General features: G+C 33.9%; 17 protein-coding genes. 13 read left to right on the top strand and 4 right to left on the bottom strand.

Translation table 11 applies throughout. The features are described 5' to 3' along the window. Nucleotides 1-106: 106 nt before the first annotated feature. From hsdR to GNT69_RS16490, 7 genes are all read left to right on the top strand, one after another. Entirely contained in the window at nucleotides 107-3,313 is a 3,207-nt protein-coding gene (gene hsdR / locus GNT69_RS16520; RefSeq protein WP_203556087.1) for a type I restriction-modification system endonuclease, read from the top strand. 138 nt (nucleotides 3,314-3,451) lie between these two features. Continuing rightward, entirely contained in the window at nucleotides 3,452-4,891 is a 1,440-nt protein-coding gene (locus tag GNT69_RS16515; RefSeq protein ID WP_203556086.1) for a class I SAM-dependent DNA methyltransferase, read from the top strand. Next, nucleotides 4,888-6,261: a restriction endonuclease subunit S gene (locus GNT69_RS16510; protein WP_203556085.1), complete on the top strand. Its 1,374-nt coding sequence runs from the start codon at nucleotides 4,888-4,890 to the stop codon at nucleotides 6,259-6,261. Before GNT69_RS16515 ends, GNT69_RS16510 begins: the two co-directional genes overlap by 4 nt. Before the next feature lie 609 nt (nucleotides 6,262-6,870). After that, nucleotides 6,871-7,434: a recombinase family protein gene (locus GNT69_RS16505; protein ID WP_203556084.1), complete on the top strand. Its 564-nt coding sequence runs from the start codon at nucleotides 6,871-6,873 to the stop codon at nucleotides 7,432-7,434. Between the two features lie 659 nt (nucleotides 7,435-8,093). Next, complete coding sequence (locus tag GNT69_RS16500) at nucleotides 8,094-9,335, top strand: hypothetical protein (RefSeq protein ID WP_203556083.1); 1,242 nt, start codon at nucleotides 8,094-8,096, stop codon at nucleotides 9,333-9,335. A 2-nt stretch (nucleotides 9,336-9,337) separates the two neighbouring features. Beyond that, nucleotides 9,338-9,868: a hypothetical protein gene (locus tag GNT69_RS16495; RefSeq protein ID WP_203556082.1), complete on the top strand. Its 531-nt coding sequence runs from the start codon at nucleotides 9,338-9,340 to the stop codon at nucleotides 9,866-9,868. Next, a complete protein-coding gene (locus tag GNT69_RS16490; RefSeq protein ID WP_203556081.1) occupies nucleotides 9,856-11,778 on the top strand; it encodes an AAA family ATPase in 1,923 nt (640 codons plus the stop codon). The genes GNT69_RS16495 and GNT69_RS16490 overlap by 13 nt, the downstream gene beginning before the upstream one ends. A 925-nt stretch (nucleotides 11,779-12,703) precedes the next feature. Here the strand turns inward: GNT69_RS16490 and GNT69_RS16485 are convergent. Then, nucleotides 12,704-13,315: a TetR/AcrR family transcriptional regulator gene (locus GNT69_RS16485; protein WP_203556080.1), complete on the bottom strand. Its 612-nt coding sequence runs from the start codon at nucleotides 13,313-13,315 to the stop codon at nucleotides 12,704-12,706. 643 nt (nucleotides 13,316-13,958) lie between these two features. Here GNT69_RS16485 and GNT69_RS16480 point away from each other — a divergent pair. From GNT69_RS16480 to GNT69_RS16465, 4 genes are read left to right on the top strand one after another with little or no spacing between them, the layout of a single operon-like run. Continuing rightward, nucleotides 13,959-14,963 carry a thiamine pyrophosphate-dependent dehydrogenase E1 component subunit alpha gene (locus GNT69_RS16480; protein ID WP_203556079.1) on the top strand — a complete coding sequence of 335 codons (1,005 nt, stop codon included), beginning with the start codon at nucleotides 13,959-13,961 and terminating at the stop codon, nucleotides 14,961-14,963. 1 nt (nucleotide 14,964) lies between these two features. Next, nucleotides 14,965-15,945 (top strand): alpha-ketoacid dehydrogenase subunit beta, encoded by a 981-nt coding sequence (locus GNT69_RS16475; RefSeq protein ID WP_203556078.1) that lies wholly within the window; start codon nucleotides 14,965-14,967, stop codon nucleotides 15,943-15,945. Beyond that, on the top strand, nucleotides 15,942-16,184 hold the full coding sequence (locus GNT69_RS16470; RefSeq protein WP_203556077.1) for a biotin/lipoyl-containing protein: 243 nt from the start codon (nucleotides 15,942-15,944) through the stop codon (nucleotides 16,182-16,184). Before GNT69_RS16475 ends, GNT69_RS16470 begins: the two co-directional genes overlap by 4 nt. 13 nt (nucleotides 16,185-16,197) lie before the next feature. Further along, nucleotides 16,198-16,878 (top strand): 2-oxo acid dehydrogenase subunit E2, encoded by a 681-nt coding sequence (locus GNT69_RS16465; protein ID WP_203556076.1) that lies wholly within the window; start codon nucleotides 16,198-16,200, stop codon nucleotides 16,876-16,878. A gap of 234 nt (nucleotides 16,879-17,112) precedes the next feature. On the opposite strand, the gene GNT69_RS16460 is transcribed toward GNT69_RS16465, so the two are convergent. Then, nucleotides 17,113-17,412 (bottom strand): iron-sulfur cluster biosynthesis family protein, encoded by a 300-nt coding sequence (locus GNT69_RS16460; RefSeq protein ID WP_203556075.1) that lies wholly within the window; start codon nucleotides 17,410-17,412, stop codon nucleotides 17,113-17,115. A gap of 576 nt (nucleotides 17,413-17,988) precedes the next feature. On the opposite strand from GNT69_RS16460, the gene GNT69_RS16455 reads away from it, so the two are divergent. Beyond that, nucleotides 17,989-18,204 carry a hypothetical protein gene (locus GNT69_RS16455; protein WP_203556074.1) on the top strand — a complete coding sequence of 72 codons (216 nt, stop codon included), beginning with the start codon at nucleotides 17,989-17,991 and terminating at the stop codon, nucleotides 18,202-18,204. 255 nt (nucleotides 18,205-18,459) lie between these two features. Here GNT69_RS16455 and GNT69_RS25910 read toward each other — a convergent pair whose 3' ends face one another. Then, entirely contained in the window at nucleotides 18,460-18,585 is a 126-nt protein-coding gene (locus GNT69_RS25910) for a hypothetical protein (RefSeq protein ID WP_275411233.1), read from the bottom strand. Between the two features lie 72 nt (nucleotides 18,586-18,657). On the opposite strand from GNT69_RS25910, the gene GNT69_RS26250 reads away from it, so the two are divergent. Further along, nucleotides 18,658-19,038, top strand: coding sequence for a 4Fe-4S dicluster domain-containing protein (locus GNT69_RS26250; protein WP_203556291.1), 381 nt, complete (start codon nucleotides 18,658-18,660; stop codon nucleotides 19,036-19,038). 11 nt (nucleotides 19,039-19,049) lie between these two features. Here the strand turns inward: GNT69_RS26250 and GNT69_RS16445 are convergent, their stop codons facing one another. Next, nucleotides 19,050-20,051 carry a DUF3231 family protein gene (locus GNT69_RS16445; RefSeq protein ID WP_203556073.1) on the bottom strand — a complete coding sequence of 334 codons (1,002 nt, stop codon included), beginning with the start codon at nucleotides 20,049-20,051 and terminating at the stop codon, nucleotides 19,050-19,052. Nucleotides 20,052-20,066: the final 15 nt, after the last annotated feature.

Here is a 20,066-nt window from a genome sequence, read left to right as displayed (position 1 = left end):
CAAGTGTATGATCTGGATGGATAGGAGAACAATCCCCTATATTCACTAATTTCTGTAAGTTTGTAGTATAATGGACACATATAATCTTCGGAAAACGGTGATAACAATGAATAGCAACTTTTCATTTTTTCAAGGGAAATGGGATGTACTTGCTAGCTTGGGTGAGACAGCTGAGAAAAATGTATATCACGATCCTCATACGACAGTAATGAAGCTGCGGCTTTTTGCAGAGACGATATCAAAGTTTATTCTTGCTGCTGAAAATATTAAGGAAGCATATGGCACAACACAGGTTGACCGTATCAACACATTACGTAGAGAAAGTTTACTCGAACCAGAATTAATCGATATATTTGAAACTCTTCGTCGCAAAGGGAATCTAGCGATGCACGAAGCAGGGTATGGAAAAACAGAGGAAGCAAAAGCTTTATTACAATTAACTTTTCGCTTGTCTATTTGGTTTATGGAGGTTTATGGTGATTGGGATTTTCAAGCAGCAGAGTATATTGAGCCTCAAGAACAAGCTGAACTAAATACGGAAAAGCTTCAGCAAGAGTATGAGGATAAGGTAAAAAAGCTGGAAGATGAACTAGAAAAAATTCGTCAAAAAGCGGAAGTAGAACAAGTGGATGCAAGAACTGAACGTAAAAAGATATCGAAAAATTTTATGCGTCGTCATCAATTAACAGAAGCAGAAACACGTATAATCATTGATGAAAAACTACGTTTAGCAGGATGGGAATCGGATACAAATGTTCTGAATCATCATAAGAAGGGTACGCTGCCAAAGAAAAATCGAAACATCGCTATTGCTGAGTGGAAGGTTAAGGGTGGAAGAGTCGATTATGCGTTATTTATTGGGCTGAAGCTTGTTGGTTTTATCGAAGCAAAAGCAAAAAAGAAAACCATTCCTAGTGCGTTAGAAAGCCAAACTAAAGTATATGCGAAAAATGTATTGCAAGTTGAGGATGAGGTCATTACATCAACAACGGGTGAATATAAAGTACCATTTTTATATGCAACTAATGGACGACCATATTTAAGACAGCTTCAAGAAGAATCAGGCATATGGTTTTGGGATTCACGTAAACCATTGGAACATGCCCGCCCGCTTGAAGGATGGCACTCACCCGCTGATTTGCTTCTTCTTCTCAGTCAAGATGATAAGGATGCCGATAAACGTCTAGAGGAAGAAGACATTACTAAGTTCGGCTTACGTCACTATCAACAGAGTGCGGTACTAGCCGCTGAAAAAGTATTAAAAGAAGGACAGAGAAGAATGTTGATTGCTATGGCAACGGGTACAGGGAAAACCCGTACAGCTATAGCACTTATGTATCGCTTAATTAAATCCAAAAAGTGTCGTCGTATTCTGTTTCTAGTTGATCGTAATTCGTTAGGTAAACAGACTGAGGATGCTTTGAAGGATACAAAAATTGAAGGCTACTCATTTGCTGATATATACGATGTGAAGTCGTTAGAGGACATATCTCCAGAGGTTGAAACTAAGGTACATATTGTAACAGTACAGAGAATGGCTCGAAGACTTTTCTATAGTGATAATGAAAAGCTTCCAACTGTCGGACAGTACGATTTTATTATTGTTGATGAAGCACATCGTGGATATACAAGTGACCGTGAAATGTCAGAGGAAGAATTAGAATTCAGAGATCAAAATGACTATATCAGTCAATATCGACGTGTTATTGATTATTTTGATGCAGCATGTTTAGGACTAACAGCAACACCCGCTCTTCATACAACAGAAATCTTTGGTATGCCGATTTTTAAATACTCTTATAGTGAAGCGGTGTTAGATGGTTATTTAGTCGATCATGAGCCACCTTATTTATTTAAGACAGAACTTTCACAAGTTGGAATTACGTTCGAAAAAGATGATGAAGTGAAAGTATATAATGTTGATAAAGGTGAGATTCAACTTGAAAAATTGGAGGATACCGTACATTTTGAGGTTGAGCAGTTCAATAAAAGGGTTATTACAGAACCATTTAACCGAGCAGTATTAAATAAACTAGCGGAATACATTGATCCAACAGGAAAAGAGAAGACGCTTATATTTGCCGCTACTGATCAACATGCTGATTTGGTTGTACGTTTATTAAAGGAAGCATTTAAAGAGCGTGGCGATGAAATTGAAGATGATACCATTGTGAAAATTACTGGCTATATATACAAGCCATTAGATGCAATTAAGCGATTTAAAAATGAGCGGCTACCAAATGTCGTTGTAACGGTAGACTTATTAACTACAGGTATCGATGTTCCTCCTATTACAAATTTGGTGTTTTTGCGACGTATCCAATCTCGTATTCTCTATGACCAAATGCTTGGACGTGCAACTCGTCTTTGTCCAGACATTGGAAAAACACACTTTAACATTTATGATGCAGTAGGTATTTATGATAAACTGCAAAGTTATACAGAGATGAAACCTGTTGTAAAGAAACAAAATTACAGTATCGGCGAACTGTATGAGTCACTTGCAAATGCTACTACAGAAGATGAAGCTTCGTTTTACCGTGACCAATTGGTGGCGAAAATTCAGCGTCGTAAGCAAAGGTTGGATGATGAAGGAAAACAGAAATTTGAAGAACTGTCGAATGGAAAGAATATTGATGAGTGGGCAAAAGAAATTCAGTCATATACTCCACAAGAAGCAAAACAACATGACATGTTATTTGAGTATATGGAAACCTATCGAGTAAAAGGAGAGAAACGTTATATCTCCAACAAAGAGGATGAAGTAACGGATGTAATTCGAGGATATGGTGAAGGAAACAAGCGACCAGAGGATTATTTAGATGGCTTTACTCGGTTTATTCAAGAAAATATCAATGAGATTCCTGCTCTTCATCTTGTTTGTACACGTCCGAAAGATTTGACTAGGCAGGATTTACGAGAACTGATTACCATTCTAGAAACAAAAGGATTTAAGCAATCTCATTTACAAACTGCTTGGAAACAGACTAAACATGAAGATATTGCAGCTGATATCATTAGTTTTATTCGTCAAGCTGCATTAGGTGAAGCACTCGTTGACCATGAAACACGTATTAAACAAGCCATGCAAAAAGTATATTCATTACATGATTGGACTCCAAGGCAGAAGAAATGGTTAGAGAGAATTGAAAAACAATTACTTCAAGTACCTGTACTAGCACCAACACCACAAGATGCTTTTTCCGAAGAGCCTTTCCTTAGTCAAGGTGGATATAAGATGCTAAAGCGTGAATTTGGTGATTTTATTGATACTGTAGTAAAGACAATAAATGATAATCTCTATATTAGTTAAAAATTGTGCCTCTTCATAGAGGCATTTTTTAAGTTATAATAGGTAGGTTGCTTTAATTGGTTGATTATAGGTTTAACGAGGTTTGAAAGAAGAATATTCATATAAAATAAGTATGTAGAAATTGCTGGAGGTAGAAAAATGAACAACCAAGAGATCGTTCAAAAATTATGGAATTTATGTAACGTGTTACGTGATGATGGGATTACATATCAACAATATGTGACGGAGTTGACATATTTATTATTTCTAAAAATGATGAAAGAACAAGAGACAGAAGGTGTTATTCCAGAAGGCTATCGTTGGAATGACTTAGTAGAGCGAGAAGGCTTGGAGTTAAAGACGTTCTATCAGCGATTGTTACTTGATTTAGGAAGTAGTGAAAATGACCAGTTACGTCTTATTTATAGTGATGCTTCTACGAGTATTGCAGAACCAAAAAATTTAGAGAAAATTATCAAATCGATTGATGCACTTGATTGGTACAATGCGAAAGAAGAAGGATTGGGAAATCTTTACGAAGGCTTGTTAGAGAAGAATGCAAGTGAAAAGAAATCGGGAGCGGGACAATATTTTACACCACGAGTACTAATTGATGTAATGGTTCAATTAATCGATCCAAAAATTGGTGAGCGATGTGCTGATCCAGCGGCTGGTACATTAGGTTTTATGATTGCGGCAGACCGATATTTAAAGAATAAAACGGATGATTATTTTGACCTAGACCCACAACAGGTTGAATTTCAAAAGAAAGAAGCTTTCGTTGGGATGGAACTTGTAAAAGATACTCATCGTCTTGCGTTAATGAACGCTTTGCTTCATAACATGGAAGGTCGCATGGAGCAAGGAGATTCTTTATCAGGAAACGGGAAATGGATGAAAAACCTTGATGTTATTTTAACAAATCCTCCGTTTGGGACAAAAAAAGGTGGCGAACGTGTATCTCGAGATGATTTAACGTTTGAAACATCTAACAAGCAGTTGAATTTCTTACAGTTAATTTATAACGCATTGAAAGATGATGGACAAGCTCGTGGGGCAGTTATCTTACCAGACAATGTATTATTTGAAGATGGTATCGGTACGCAAATTCGTCGTGATTTAATGAATAAATGCAATTTACACACTATTCTACGTTTACCAACAGGTATATTCTATGCACAAGGTGTTAAAACAAATGTCTTATTCTTCACAAGAGGAAAAACTGACCAAGATAACACGAAAGATGTTTGGGTATATGACCTTCGTACAAATATGTCTTCATTTGGAAAACGTAAACAGTTAACAATGGCTCATTTTGAAGGTTTTATGAAAGCGTATGTAGCACCAGACCGTTCCGAGGTGGAAGATGAACGCTGGAACAAGTTTACAAGAGAAGATATTGCCAAAAAGGATGACAGTTTAGATATCGGACTCATTGCAGATGAATCATTATCTTTATACGAAAACTTACCAGACCCAATTGAATCGGCAGAAGAAGCAATTGTAAAACTTAAACAAGCGATGGCTTTATTGAGTGATGTTGTAGAAGAACTTAGAACGTTAGAGGAGGTAGAAGAGGACGAGGTGGTCACACGGTGAGTACGAAAAAGAACATTGATGCAATATTGGAAGAAGCACTAGTACCAAAGGAAGAACAGCTTTATGACGTACCTTGTAATTGGGTTTGGGTAAAATCAACTAAGTTACTAGATATTCAATATGGAAAAGGATTGCCAACTAGTAAATTAATTTCAGAGGGATACCCTGTTTTTGGTGCGAATGGTAAAATTGGATATTATTCTGAGTATACACAAGAAGAGCCTACGGTGTTAATGACTTGTCGAGGTGCAACGTGTGGAACTATTAATGTATGTGAACCGAAGTCATTTGTTACGAATAATTCAATGGTCATTAAACCTAAATGGGATACTGAGGTATCATTTCTAAAATATTTATTAGATTCATTAAATAATGATGTACTAATTTCGGGTTCTGCCCAGCCGCAAATTACGATTAAAGCATTTGAAAAATATTATATACCTCTTCCACCCCTTAGAGAACAAAAACGAATTGCTAATAAATTGGATAACCTTTTAGGTAAAATAGAGGAAACAAAGCTGTTGATTAAGGAAGCAGAAGAAACGTTTAAACTTCGACGAGCGGCAATTTTGGATAAAGCATTTCATGGGGAATTGACAAGGAATTGGAGAGTGGAAAATAGTTCTTATTTCCAATTACCAAGTTATCTAGAAAATAAACAAGTCGATAATGACTTTTATCCAAACTTTAATATTCCGAGTACTTGGGTTTGGACAAGAGCAGAAAGTCTATTTAGTATCCAACCAAGAAATGGCTACTCTCCTCAATCTACTGAAAGTGTAACAAATATAAAGACAATTAAACTTGGAGCAATTACAAAAGGTTATTTTAAAGAAGATGAATTTAAATATATTCATGAAATAATAGATGAAGATTCGTATTTATGGCTTAAAAATGGAGATTTTTTGATTCAAAGAGCAAATTCTCTTGATTATGTAGGTACTGCAGCTATTTATACTGGAAAAGATAAAGAATTTATTTACCCAGATTTAATAATGAAGGGAAGGTTAAATGAAAAGTTGGTGGATTCGGAATATATGGTTTTATGGATTAATTCACACTATGGAAAAAAGTATGTAAAACAAAATGCAACAGGTACTGCTGGTAATATGCCGAAAATTAATCAGAAGGTTGTTAAGAACTTGTTAATTCCACTTCCTGCATTAGCAGAGCAAAAAGAAATACTAAAAATTATCAATAAAACTATTCGTGAAGATGTTCAATTAAAAATTAACGCTTCTAATGAGTTATTGAATGGACTAAAGCAATCCATTCTTGCCAAAGCTTTCCGAGGAGAACTAGGAACAAATGACCCAAGTGATGAAAATGCGATTGAATTACTAAAAGAAGTATTACAAGAACAAGTGTAATAGTTACAATAAGGCATCCAAATTAGTTGGATGTCTTTTTTGATTGTACTTATTATTTGCCGCATTGGATAGTCGTGAAAGTCACTTTAACAGGTGCTCAGAATGCCTTGGAGTGGCATTTTAAGAGGTCCTCTTTCCTTCGCTTTTCCCCTGCTAATATTCAATCAATTTAGGATTGAATCTAAAGGTATTAAGTAATGCCTGCTGTGAAGTAGGTGTGTTATTGTATTGATTTGATACAGAAACCACTCTCATCCACACAGTATTCGCTAAAGTTCCGACACGACTTAAATAAAAGGTATGTTAATTATAGATAAATGGTTAAATGTGCAAGTTAAATACTCACATTGTTCGAAACAAATCATCGAGATTGATTATGTTATCCAAATAAATACCTGATCTGCAATCTTTGTAACAAGGTATGCTGTTAAGGAAAGAATACTGTTTAGAGTTAATGAATATCACTTGTTTAATCGTAATGAGTACTCTAAGTTGCATAGTGCAAATACTTGAAAGTTATTGCACCAGTTCATTGACCTTGCTGTAATAGGCTTCATAAGGTGCATTAACTTAGTGCAATAAATGTTTGATGAATAGTGAGGAAATAACATGAAATATGGATACGCTAGAGTCTCAACAGAAGCACAAGATTTAGAGGTTCAAATTCAAGCATTACAAGCAGAAGGTTGCGAGGTTATTCATAAAGAGAAATTTACAGGTACTAAAACAGATAGACCTGAGTTCAACAAGGTGCTTGAGACATTACAAGAAGGGGACACGTTAGTCGTAACCAAGTTGGATAGATTTGCTAGGTCAGCAGTTGAAGGTATACAAACAGTTAAGGCTCTTTTTGCAAGAGGAGTAAAGGTTCACATCCTCAATATGGGACTAGTGGAAAACACCCCAACTGGAAGATTGATTTTCAATATATTAAGTTCATTCGCAGAGTTTGAACGGGATATGATTGTAGAACGTACTCAAGAAGGTAAGGCGTTGGCTAAGCAACGGGATGATTTTAGAGAAGGTAGACCAAGAAAACACTCCAAGCAACAAGTACTACATGCTTTAGAATTGCTTAAGACTCACACATACAAAGAAGTTGAAGCAATGACTGGCATAAAGAAGCGAACACTGATTAACAGAAAGAATGAACTAGAAGCAAAGCAATTATAAGAGACTCCAGAACCAAGGAGTCTTTTTTCTTTTGCGTAAGGGTATGGGGGGCGTATTTTCCACACTTTCACATGGGTTATGAGCGGGAGATGGGGTATGTTACCTCATCTGCACAATCTGGAAAAATGGTTACCGAATTTGAATAGGAAGCGAGTAATTGATTATGTCATTGATAGAAAGATTGTCAGTTCAAGAATTAAATAGACTTTATCATGAACAAACAAAAATTATCTATTAAGAAAATTGCAGACTTAATATCAAGTTACACCCATGTCTATTCATAGATAGCTAGGCGAATTAGTGAGGAGCTTGTAATGCTCTTATGTAATGACGCCTTTAAACAAATTAATGGATATAGTTATACGTTAATTAAGTGGTATAAACTACATGTTTAAATACTTTTTTTAGGGAAAATGTTATAGTTAATTTACATATATTTCTTGGTTGTGGTATTAGAGCGTTTGTTAACTGGGAATGAAACATAAGAAAAGAACATATTTAATAAATTTTTGTTCCAATCGGATACAGCAAAAGGCATCTACATAAAGCCATCGTTATTGCCATCTTTAAAACAATTATATCGAATAGATAGGAAGGGCTAATAAATAATAGGATTATGTAGTGAAATATGTAAATATGTTTTTTGAAAGGTGAATTGTATGCAAGATTTTAATATTGAAACTGTTAATAGAGATGCAAGTGATAAATATAAAGGGTTTAGGTATCAAAAATTTCGAGTTGCTATAAAAATGTTGCAATTAATAAAAATAAATAGCAAAACCAATATAATTGCACTTCCAGAGTCTAGAGAAGATGGACATTTTATTGATGATGAAGGTCACGAACATCTCGAACAAGATAAATTATATGAGAAGGGTTTTTCATTCAATTCCACTGAAATTCTAAAAACTATGATTAATTTTTTGGACAATTATATTGAATTGAAAAAAGACCCGTATATAAATTTTATTTTTTTTACTAATACTAGCTATGTTAGTGAAAATCAAACAAAGAAACTAACTCAAATTGGACTAAATGTATTAGAAAAGCCTATTCTTGAGTACTTGGTAGAAAAGAATTTTAATGACGATGTAGTAGGTTTTATTTCTAAATATTTAATTCATACATATAGAGAAACATATAGTATTGAAGAAGATAAACTAGAAACTTATCACATAAATTATTTGACAATTAAAAAAATGGTAAATGATGATTGGGTTGAGTTTTTAGAGAAAATATCATTTAAATTTGAAGAAAGTGACCTAGAAACCTTATCTCAAGAGCTAGATAGAGAAATTAAAGAATGTCAGTTTTTCTCCACTGAACATTTTGGGAAAGAGAATCTAATCAAAAGAAATTTATTAGATGTTATAGATGAACGTATGACGCAAAAACATGTGACGCAAAAAATTATTAATGTTGATTCAGTCAGAATTATTTATAAAGAAGCAGAGAGTATGAATAGTGAATTAGTGATAGATGGAGTATATCCATATTGGGATGATGTTGAAAATGAATTAGAAGGAGAAGTATTAAGGAATTTAAAAGAAAAAATTCTTACAGTATGTCCAGAATTTAAAAATAACACAATTAAAAGATATACTAGAGATGCTGCAACAGTAAAGGATGAAATTAAGCGATTTGATAAGAGGCAGATTAATTCTCTAAAATATCGAGTTTATGAAAGCATGGGGAAATTTTTCGATGAAAAATTTAAATACAATGAAAATTTCACATATGAACATTTGAATGAAGTTATTAGAACATTAAGAGAATCTGTAGTCGCAGACCTTAATCAATTGAAGAAAGATTATAATTATGGAGTAAGAAATGATATTACAGTTCAAAAAGTAGCAATGTTATTAATAGATGAATGTTTTTATTCGTTTGATGAGGTGTAAAAATGAACGATAATTTTAAGGAAAAAAGACTTTTATATAATAATAGCGAAGATTTATATTTTCTAGCTTATAATTTAATTCTAATTTTATCAGTGTTAGATTGTAGAACTGATAAAAGCAGCTTTAAAGATTATAGAAAGCTAATCTTTTTAATCCCAATTATATCTAATGAGAAAAATACACAGCTTTTATTAAACTATTACAAAAGTTATATAAAGCCAAATGCACACATTATTAAAGAGTTAAACCGAATATATTATGATGCGATAGAAACAATAACTCTAATAAGGTACTTATTATTAATTTTAGAAAAAAGAAATATCATTAAAATTGTTGTTGAAGATAATAAAGTTAATATCTATTTGTTGGAAAATGAAACTATTAAAATGTTTATTCAAGATACCAAATTTGAAAAAGAAAAAAGACGAATAATTGACATTAAAGGAAAGGTAAAGAGTTTGAGAAGATTAAATTATATGACTTTCGTAGATAACTTTTTTAAAGCAAATGGGGTAGCGATATGGGAGCAATAGTAATTAATTCTTTAAAATATAGAGGAGATACATATTTTTATAGGAATGAAAAATTTACTAAAGGGTTAAATTTATTGGTGGGGGATAATGGGAATGGAAAATCTACTTTCACCTATCTAATTGTTTATTGCTTAGGTATTGACGTAGAATTTTTTAAAGAGAGTAGTAAAGAGCCTATAAATGAAATTTTGCAAGACTCCAATAGAATTATTGAGTTAAGTATAAGCATTAATAGTGAAAATTTTATATTAAAAAGACAAATCGGCGAAAACATAATTAGTGTTTATGATTTTAAAGCAGAAGAATATACAACATATAGTGTGTTTAGAAAAGGCTTTATCTATCAAAAAGAAGATATGACATTTTCTGATTGGATAATGAATAAATTAGGTATTGAATTTGTGGAGATAGAACAAAATAATACGACTCATCGATTAAACATTGATGACTTATTTAGATATATTTATTATGATCAATTAACTGAGAACAAAAAGATAATTAGTGAGTTTGGAATACAACCTTCTGATTATTTTAAGAACAGTAATATTATGAAAAGAAGTATTTTTGAAGTATTAATGTCAGGTTATAATGACGAGTATTATAAAAAGTACTCTGAATTTAAGAGGTTAACTAAAGAATTACAAGTAGAGAAACAAAAATTAAAATCTATTGAAATAATTAAACATGAAATACTTAAACAATTAAGAAAACATGATATTGAAAATATAAATGAAGAATTGATAGCTACGAAAACTGAATTAAAAAGATTAAATAATATAAGAGAAGATATTAAAAAGGAGAGGCATTTTGGTGAAGAAGTAGTTTCAAGAATTCAAGAAGTCCAAAAGAACATTGTTATTGAAACACATAAATTAAAAAATTATGAGTACCAGCTAAACTCAATTTCTGAAGGTTTATCAAAATCATTAAGAGTTAAAGATGATTTAAAAAGTGAAATTGAACATATAGACAAAGTTTTATTCACCACACAGTACATAGATTTAATTAATAATGAAGAATGTCCATTTTGTTTAGAAAAAGTTGATTTAGATGAAAATAAATGTATTTGTGGTTCCAATAATCATTTAGATTTTTCCAGATTTATATATTCTGATAAGGAATATATCCAGTTGTTAAAATCAAAAGTAAAATCTTTAGAAACAATCAATGAAGTCATTGAAGGATATAGAAAAGATTATGCTCAATTAAATGAAATTATCGAAAATACGAAAAAACTAATAGAAATATTAGTTAATGAAGTTAAAGCAATTACAGGTGATATAGAAGTAAACTCAAATGTTTCTGCTATTGAAGAAATTACTGATAAAATAATCCCATTAAAAGAAACCGCTTCTGAATTAGAGATAATAAAAGAGAAGGCGAAAGATATAAATATTTCTAAAAGTATAATTAGTGGGTTAGAGGATAAAATTCAAAAGACTAGAGAGCGTTTAAATCAACTAGAAGAAGAAAAAGATAATATGTTCCAAAAAAATATAGAACAGTTTGAAAAAATATATAGTGAATATCTTAGAGACTTTTTTGGTGCTAATGAAAACGAATATATAGTTAAATTAGACAGAAATTATTATCCGTTTATTGGTCAGTATAAAGAGCAAAGTTTTAATGTTCCAAGAAGACTATTCTTTTATTTATCTTTACTTAAACTATCTTTAAATCCAGATTATCAAATCGCTTTCCCCAAATTTTTAATAATTGATACTTTAAAGGCTGAAGGAATTGAAATTCCACATTTAAAAAAATTATTCACTTACATTGAGGAATTTAAAGATACAGATTGTCAAATATTAATTACAAGTGGATATGATGAATACGAAGAAGAGTTGCAAAACGAGTTTTTAATTGATTATTTATCTTCAGAAAACAAACTTCTAAAAGGAAAAAGTTAAGGAAGCTAAAAAAGTTAGAAGAAATATAATATTTTATTGGGAAATGGTAATTGCCCAATAATTGAGAAGGGAAAATAGGCTTGAACGTAGTAGACCCAGCAAATAACTCGTTCTGCTCTACAAAACGCAGAATCTGTTGCAACTCTATTCTAAACAACCGAAGTACTTATGGTTAAACCTAGCAGAATTGAAGCAAAAAAGTTCCAGTAAAAATACCTCAGAATTAATCTTACCCTTTGCATTGGAAGTAGGATTTTTTGTATGAAAATTTTAATGTGACTGAGATTAAATAAAAGCAGAGTTTAATTAATAGGTGTATGAATAATTGACACTAACAAGTACCTATAACTATAATAAATATGTAATGGTTGAACGAAAACTGTATCAGAAGTCATAAGAAATCTGTTTTGGTGGGTTAGAAAATGTTGATATAACGGCATTTTGAATCAGAGAATGGAGTACTGGTGTCTCCCACGGTCTTCAAAACCGCTTGAGACCTGCGTGCCAGGTCTGGTGGGTTCGATTCCCACGCAGTCCCGCCAAAAATATTGATAAATTAAACGTTTATAAGGGTTAATTAAAAGATGGTAAACGTTTATTACATAAATTAGACTGTGTTGGAACTGAAAAAAAGACCGTTAGACCTCCTTGCTATATGGATTTACTCCATACAGCAAGGAGGTTTTTTATATGTTGAAGAAAAAGGTCCCTGGGATGATCATAATACGCAGCAATTGCAGCAAGTTCAGCAACAACAGATACAACAACAATAATCATTGTGAGCAATGAGATGTTTTCTTACTCTTATTTTACGAAAAAATCCGTCTTTAACAGTGATAGCATTTAGAAGAAAAATAAGATAAACGATTTGGTAAACTGTCGGTCAATTAAGATGGAAGAAGCCATCTTTTGACCGACCTTACTCTCATCCCACCCCTAAACTCGATGGTGTTTCCCGTTCAGAAAATCTATAATTTGCTTCAAACTTTTTAATGATTTCCTCACATTTATCATCCATTTCCGCAGGAGATCCAGAAAAATCATCGCGAATCCACTCGATAATCAACCCGAAAACCCCATAGGTGCAAAAGGTAATGAATATGTAATTTGCATTCTCATCTCTTTGAGAGGAAACGAGATGTTCTTGAAATTCATTGCTGATTGTTTGAATAAATTCTTCCATAAAACCTGGAATGGCATCAGAGTGTTTCCATAGTTTGAAAAATTCTTTGTTTTTTTGTACGTAGTTAAAAATGGAAAAGTCTGAGGTGTGGGCGTTATAAGGATAAAGGTGGATACTATTCTGCAAGGAGTAAGATAAGCCGGTTAATAGCTCAGAGGTGATCTCTTCGACTAGTTCTTCTTTATATTGATAATGATGATAGAAAGTGGTGCGATTATAATCTGCTTGCTCAACTATGTCTTTAACAGTGATTCCCCCATAACCTTTTATCGCTAGTAACTCAATAAAAGATTGTTTCAATTGCTTTCTCGTTCGACGGGTTCTTCGATCACTTTTTTTAAATTCTTGTACCATTACAATCCCTCCAAATTTATTTTGTACTTCCAACACATTATGAAAATCTGTTGATTACAAATACAACATGCAAAATACTAAGGATTGATGAACGGATTTGAAACAATTACAATAAAAATATAAGGTTTTTTAAATCCAAAAAAAACGTATATAAATCTATTTTACAATAATTAGTAGGTCGGAATAGGAATCAAAACTTAAATAAGTGTGACAATTTTTAAAAATAAATGAATATTTTTCAATCAAAGAAAAGGAGGACTTGAAAGATCTCGGGTTTATTTGTGAAATTGCACCTGATCCGCCAGAACCGATGGAATAGAGTGAAAGACGATGAATTAGGGACACCACTACGATAAAAATTGTTACGGGCAATTATTAGTAGGAAGGCTGTCCCATTTTTTGTGAAAAAAATATGAACTTTGTTATTATTACCAACACTTTCATAAAATGTGTTGGCTACCTATATGGAAATGAGAATTTTAACGATTGAGGGCGTTGGAATTAATTTTTATACTTAAAGGTACAGGGACCTTTTCTAATGAAAGCAGGTTGATTTTGAAACGTAAAGACGTTAAAGCTGAATTTGGCTGAGCACTCCATAAGACTGAAGAGGTCTCAAAATAAATGTAAGGGTGTGAAGGAAATGGCTTTATCAAAAGAAGAAAAAATGCGTTTACTTCATGATATGCTACTAATCCGCAGGTTTGATGAACGTGGAGCAGAACTCGTAAATCAAGGGGAATTGTATGGAGAAGTTCACCAATACATAGGAGAAGAGGCTGTCGCCGTTGGGATTTCATCTGTTCTCAAGCAAGAAGATGGAATTACGAGTAATCACCGCGGTCACGGTCACGTGATTGCTAAAGGCGGAGATATTAATAAAATGATGGCCGAGCTTGGGGGGAAGGTCACAGGTTATTGTAAAGGGAAAGGTGGTTCCATGCATATCACCTCATTAGATTTGGGGATTTATGGAACAAACGGGATGGTAGGACAAGGTGTTCCAATTGCCCTTGGCGCTGCTTTTGCAAATCATTATAAAAAGAATGATCAAGTGATTGTTACCTACTTTGGTGATGGTGCATCAAACGAAGGAGCCGTTTTTGAATCTATGAATATGGCAGCTCTTTGGAAACTGCCTTTAATTTTTGTATGCGAAAATAACCAATATGCGGTGAGTACAAGTATTAAAGATTCCACACCTGTAGAAAACATTGCTGATAGGGCACGTGGTTTTGGAATGCCGGCAGTAATCGTAGACGGGATGGACGTATTGGCTGTTCATGAGGCAGCGAAGGATGCGGTTGAACGGGCAAGAAGAGGAGAAGGTCCAACCTTTATTGAAGCAAAAACATACCGTTATTTTGGACATTTCTCTGGTGAAGCTCATATTCTTGCTGAACCTTATCGTTCAGACGAAGAAATCAATTCTTATCGAGAACAAGATCCGATTGAAAGATTTAAACAACATTTATTTGAGATTGGCATGACTGAAGAAGAATACATTCAAGTTGTTGCGGAAGCCAGTGAAACGATAGAAAATGGAATCTCCTATATGAAGGACTCGCCATACCCAGACCCGCTAGAAGCATATGATGATGCTTATGCAGTCATTCATGAAACGATGCCAGTGAAAGGATGGGCTTAACATGACTAAAAAAAGATATATTCAAGCTGTTTCAGAAGCGATGCGCCAGGAAATGGAAAGAGATTCTAATGTATTCGTCATTGGCCTAGACGTTCGAGCGAGTATTGGTGGGACAACTACTAATTTCTTAAAAGATTTTGGTCCTGACCGTTGTGTGGATACACCCTTAGAAGAATTAAGCTTTACAGGATTGGGTGTAGGAGCAGCAATGGCAGGATTAAGGCCGATTGTTGAATATGATATCAATACTCTACAGTATTTGGGAATGGAACAAATTGTGAACCAAGCTGGAAAATTGAGATATATGACTGGCGGACAAGTGAATATTCCTTTAACCATTCGTGTTGTTGGTTCAGGTGGACGAAACGGAATGGCTGCTCAACACTCGGATAGCACATACGCTCAACTGATTCACATGGGTGTAAAAGTAGTTGTCCCATCAAACCCGTACGATGCAAAAGGTTTAATTACACAAGCAGTTCGAGAAGATGATCCGGTCGTTGTATATGAACCAGGTGCATGCTATGGATTAAAAGGAGAAGTACCGGATGAACCTTATGCAATTCCTCTTGGAAAAGGGGATATTAAGCATGAAGGTACGGATGTAACTGTTGTTGCTGTTGGTCATCTTGTAAATGAAGCATTGGAAGTGGCCAATGAACTAGCACAAGATGGAATTTCTGTTGAATTGATTGACCCAAGGACATTATTCCCATTAGATAAACAATTAATTATCAATTCCGTTAAGAAAACAGGTCGCTTAGTCGTTGTCGATGATGGCTACAGATTCTGCAGCTTTGCTTCAGAAGTATCCGCCATTGTGGCAGAAGAAGCCTTTGTTGCCTTAAGGGATCCAATTGTACGAATTACCCGTCCCCAAATTCCAGTTCCTTATAGTAAAGGTCTTGAGAACGAAATGTTACCAAGTAAAGTAGAAATAAAGAATGCCATTTTAAAATTAAATCAGGTGGTGATGGCATGATCGTTAAGATAAAGATGCCACAGCATGGCTCGCAAATGATAGATGGCGATATTGTGAAATGGATCGTTGCAGAAGGCAGCCATGTAGAAAAAGGTGAAGATATGGTGGAAGTCGAGGCTGCTAAAGCATCGTTCACGATTCAAGCACCTGAATCTGGAACGATTAAAACCATCAATGCAGCTGAAGATGAGAATGTTGCAGTTGGAGCAGTCATTGCCACATTAGAAACTAATGAATAATGGTGGGGTTGTTATGACGAAAGTGAAGGAATCAAAAACGATAAAACTAAGAGGAATGCGCAGAACCATTGCCAAAAGAATGTTCGAAAGCATTTCCTCATCGGCCCAATTAACATTGCATTCAACAATGGAAATTCCAGAACTAGCTGCATTTAAAAAAGAGCATCATCTATCCTATACAGATCTATTTTTGAAAGCGGTTGCATTAACACTTAAGAACCATCCAAATTTGAATGCATCTTTAGTAGATAATGTGATTCATCTGTGGCCAACGATTAATATTGGACTTGCCATTTCACTAGATAATGGATTAGTGGTACCAGCTATTTTTGATGCAGACGAGAAAACATTTACAGAACTAGCAAAAGCTCGAAGAGATGTAACTACTAGGTCTGAATTAGGAGAATTAACACCAGAGGAAGTGAATTCTGGTACCTTTACTATTTCTAATCTAGGCTTATATCCAATTGATGGTTTCACCCCAATCCTAAACCCACCGCAAGTTGGTCTTTTGGGGGTTGGCAGGATTCAGGGGTTACCAAGATTTGTAAATGGGGAGTTAAAGGAAGTTCCAGTTATTCATTTATCCTTAACAATTGATCATCGGGTTGTTGATGGAGCCCCTGGTGCAGCTTTTTTACAAGATTTAGAGGATCTTTTCCGCCACCCTGATCGAATGTTGAAAGAAAGTTAATAGGATGATTCTTATTTCGGTTACTTATAACCACTCGGTTTTTGTCAAATCACTTTTGACAGGAATCGAGTGGTTTCTCCTTCACCGAAGCATTCACTGCTGGAGTTTTATTTTACATCCTTTGTTAAACTAGGAAAACGATCCCCATCAAGACAACACCAAGGATAAAATCAGTGAATTGGACCAGGAAAGTCAGTGAATCTGGTAATCAAAAAGTAAATACCTTCCTTGTGATTAAATAGCCTTTACGCTGAAAAATTCTAGCCATATTTCTTTGTCGTAGGCTGAAGGGTTATAATCAATTGATATCTTATCTGTATGCCTTAACATTAAATTGTCATAAATAAATGGAATATCATTGATTATGACGGTATTTTCTCCTTCATCTTGTTCCACAGGGGCAAGCGAATAACTAGTCGATCCACCACCTCCGCAACCGATACTTAAGTATATGTAAATTCCTTTTTTGCTCTCGTCATTTTCTAACAATTTTTTTAAGGTTATTAAAGCAATGTCACTCACATTGATTTCCACTTAAGTTTTCCCTCCATTTTTCAATTAATAGCGGATTAGAACAATCTCATAGCAACAAATGTTTTAATTGCAATATTCTAATGACAAAATATTCTTACTAAAGATAACATGTTTTTTAGAAATAATAAATTAATCCGATTTCTTTTGGCGTTTAATTCGGGAAATCAAAAATAACGGTTGTTCTCAATTTTCGGTACAGTAGGTTTCGTCACAGTGACGCCCCGAAAAATCTTGTTCCACAAAAATTGTTCCACGGTCTTAATTTAGGGTAAGGGAATAGATTAAAGGGTTTGACAAGTGGATTTTTGGTATCGATGGATTTGCAGTGTTTTCACTCGAATATTAACAATAATTTATGTTGGTATAAGTTTTGTGTTTTTTTAAGAAGGGTTAAAACATTAACAAAGTGTTTCTGTAACAAGCGGAGGCGCTTTTTTATATAATTATCCTAAATAATACGGAATACGTATTAACATTAAAATAGAGTATAGAAGATATTGAAGTATTGGGGCCGTTCTTAAAATAAGATACAATAAGAAAAATGATAAATGAAGATTGTTCAAGGAGGTACTAAAATTGAAAGAATTTATTTCTACCTTTTTTGTTTGCCTTGTTATTTGTGGAATTGCCACATTTTTCTTTGCCGGTCTTATTCTAAGTAATATTTGGTATATTACTATTTTAATTGCATTCCTGTTAGCAGTGATAATTACCGTTTTTATTAACCAGGAATCTAGAATTGAAGAATTAGAAAAGAAAGTAGAAGAAGTATTAAATAACAAACAGGATTAGAAAATGTCTTTGCAGTTGAATGATTCGTATATTAATCAGGAATAGTATAATGTTTAACTTCAATTAACTTCTTTTTGAAAGCCCCGTTACTTTAAGTGCAAAACTTTACAATTTTCTTATATAATTTTGCAGTTCAGCCTGTCTATACGTTTTCGTCAGACAGCTAAAGCTAACAAATGTACACCTAAAATTAAAATGGTTTGGAGGAAATTCCAAGCCATTTATTGTTTTCGCTATTTAGCGTTTAAAATAACACTAATAACAGCTATCTTCTGTACCAAATTCTTGTACGGCATGCGCTAAGTAATGAGCCAACAATGAATTCGGTAAATTCACCCAGGCGTGCTGATTAAATTCACTAGATTGTCGGTCTGTTTTCACTTTTTGCTTACTTTCCTATATTAAACTAGTCATTAGTGCTTAGGATTTCCTAGCCTAAAAGGAGACGATTGAATGGCTACTCAATTGATGTTTAGCATGGACTTGAATAGATGCATTAATTGTAAAACTTGTGAAATGGCCTGCAATGAGTATTACGGGCTAACCGATCGTCACCGTCGGCATGTGATGACTTATGGAAGTAAAGAAAGGTTAACGCCAATCCATTTGTCAATCTCTTGTAATCATTGCGAAAATCCAGTTTGTATCTCCATTTGTCCCGAAAATAATTTTCAAAAACGCTGGGATGGAATCGTCATCCACGACCCAAGAAATTGGTTTCGTCACAGTGACGCCCCGAAAAATCTTGTTCCACAAGAATTGTTCCACGGTCTTACTTTAGGGGGAATAATACAAGAACTCCTTATATTTAGGAGTTCTGTATCATTTAAGTGATCTTATCTTGATTATTTAGTTAAATCGTTTCTATCCTGCATTTGTGGTGGTTCTTCAAGCCAACCATTTTTGGCCATGATTTTTCCACCGTCTTGTCCAAAGGTAAATATGTCTTTTGCTTCATTTATCATTTTTAATGGTAGGTCACTTCGTAAACTAAATGCTGTTCCTAAAGCACTGCTTCCTAAACCAAAGCTGCAAAACATACTTGTACAGTACATCATTAGTTTATCTGAAAAGGGAGCTACCTTTGAGTCTGTTGCATTTGCTCCCCATGTTGAGGGTGGTTGAATATCACTTTGAAGAAATAATTGCGTATTGTTAGTTACAATTTTCTTTGCCAATTCTTTTCCTTTTACGAAGTATTTCTTTACTTCAGGTTCAGTTGCTACTTGCGCGAACCCCGTTATCAATTGCATCCCAATAATATTTGATTCAATTGCATGATATAAATGTGCTACCTCTACTGTATTCAATGCTCGCTTTTCAGAAAACAAGTTAAAGCCACTCATATAATTCGTTCCCTCTACAAACTCCACAGACTTTGGCATAGTTAAAGCTGGAGGACGTGGTAAAACATCTTTCTCTTGCAAATAATCCACACATTCATCATAAATATTTTGAGTAAATCCAGTTAATTCCTTATAAAAGAGCACGATATCTTTGCGATAGGCCATATTTAAATGGAGGGTATGTAATCCCATGCCTATTTCTTTGAGAAGACGAAGAAACATAATATCAAACATGTTATCATACAGTTTAGGTACGCCTATATTAACATCTTGTTCTGTGAATCCAATTGGAATGACGGCGCCTTCATTTTTAAAGATGTTTTTAATCTCTTCAAGATAGTTAATAATTTGTTTATGAGTATTTTGCATAATCTCTTTTGCTTGATTATCCTCTGCTTGTTCAATAAAATACTCAAGAAATCTTTGTGTCATTGTTTTTTGTTGAAAGGTCATCCATAATGTTCCTAATTCACTTGAACTTAAAGCATGTTTTTGAGTCATAATAAAACCCTCCAT

This window comes from Bacillus sp. B15-48, from assembly GCF_016879755.1.
Taxonomy (GTDB): domain Bacteria; phylum Bacillota; class Bacilli; order Bacillales; family Cytobacillaceae; genus Mesobacillus_B.
Note: the sequence above shows the minus strand (reverse complement) of the source record. Positions and strands in the feature narration are given on the sequence as shown.

Coding starts and splice junctions, on each gene's coding strand:
- GNT69_RS16475 (WP_203556078.1), top strand. CDS start 14,965: ATGACTAAAAAAAGATATATTCAAGCTGTTTCAGAAGCGATGCGCCAG.
- hsdR (WP_203556087.1), top strand. CDS start 107: ATGAATAGCAACTTTTCATTTTTTCAAGGGAAATGGGATGTACTTGCT.
- GNT69_RS16490 (WP_203556081.1), top strand. CDS start 9,856: ATGGGAGCAATAGTAATTAATTCTTTAAAATATAGAGGAGATACATAT.
- GNT69_RS16495 (WP_203556082.1), top strand. CDS start 9,338: ATGAACGATAATTTTAAGGAAAAAAGACTTTTATATAATAATAGCGAA.
- GNT69_RS16505 (WP_203556084.1), top strand. CDS start 6,871: ATGAAATATGGATACGCTAGAGTCTCAACAGAAGCACAAGATTTAGAG.
- GNT69_RS16470 (WP_203556077.1), top strand. CDS start 15,942: ATGATCGTTAAGATAAAGATGCCACAGCATGGCTCGCAAATGATAGAT.
- GNT69_RS16485 (WP_203556080.1), bottom strand. CDS start 13,315: ATGGTACAAGAATTTAAAAAAAGTGATCGAAGAACCCGTCGAACGAGA.
- GNT69_RS16465 (WP_203556076.1), top strand. CDS start 16,198: ATGACGAAAGTGAAGGAATCAAAAACGATAAAACTAAGAGGAATGCGC.
- GNT69_RS16515 (WP_203556086.1), top strand. CDS start 3,452: ATGAACAACCAAGAGATCGTTCAAAAATTATGGAATTTATGTAACGTG.
- GNT69_RS26250 (WP_203556291.1), top strand. CDS start 18,658: ATGGCTACTCAATTGATGTTTAGCATGGACTTGAATAGATGCATTAAT.
- GNT69_RS16500 (WP_203556083.1), top strand. CDS start 8,094: ATGCAAGATTTTAATATTGAAACTGTTAATAGAGATGCAAGTGATAAA.
- GNT69_RS16445 (WP_203556073.1), bottom strand. CDS start 20,051: ATGACTCAAAAACATGCTTTAAGTTCAAGTGAATTAGGAACATTATGG.
- GNT69_RS16480 (WP_203556079.1), top strand. CDS start 13,959: ATGGCTTTATCAAAAGAAGAAAAAATGCGTTTACTTCATGATATGCTA.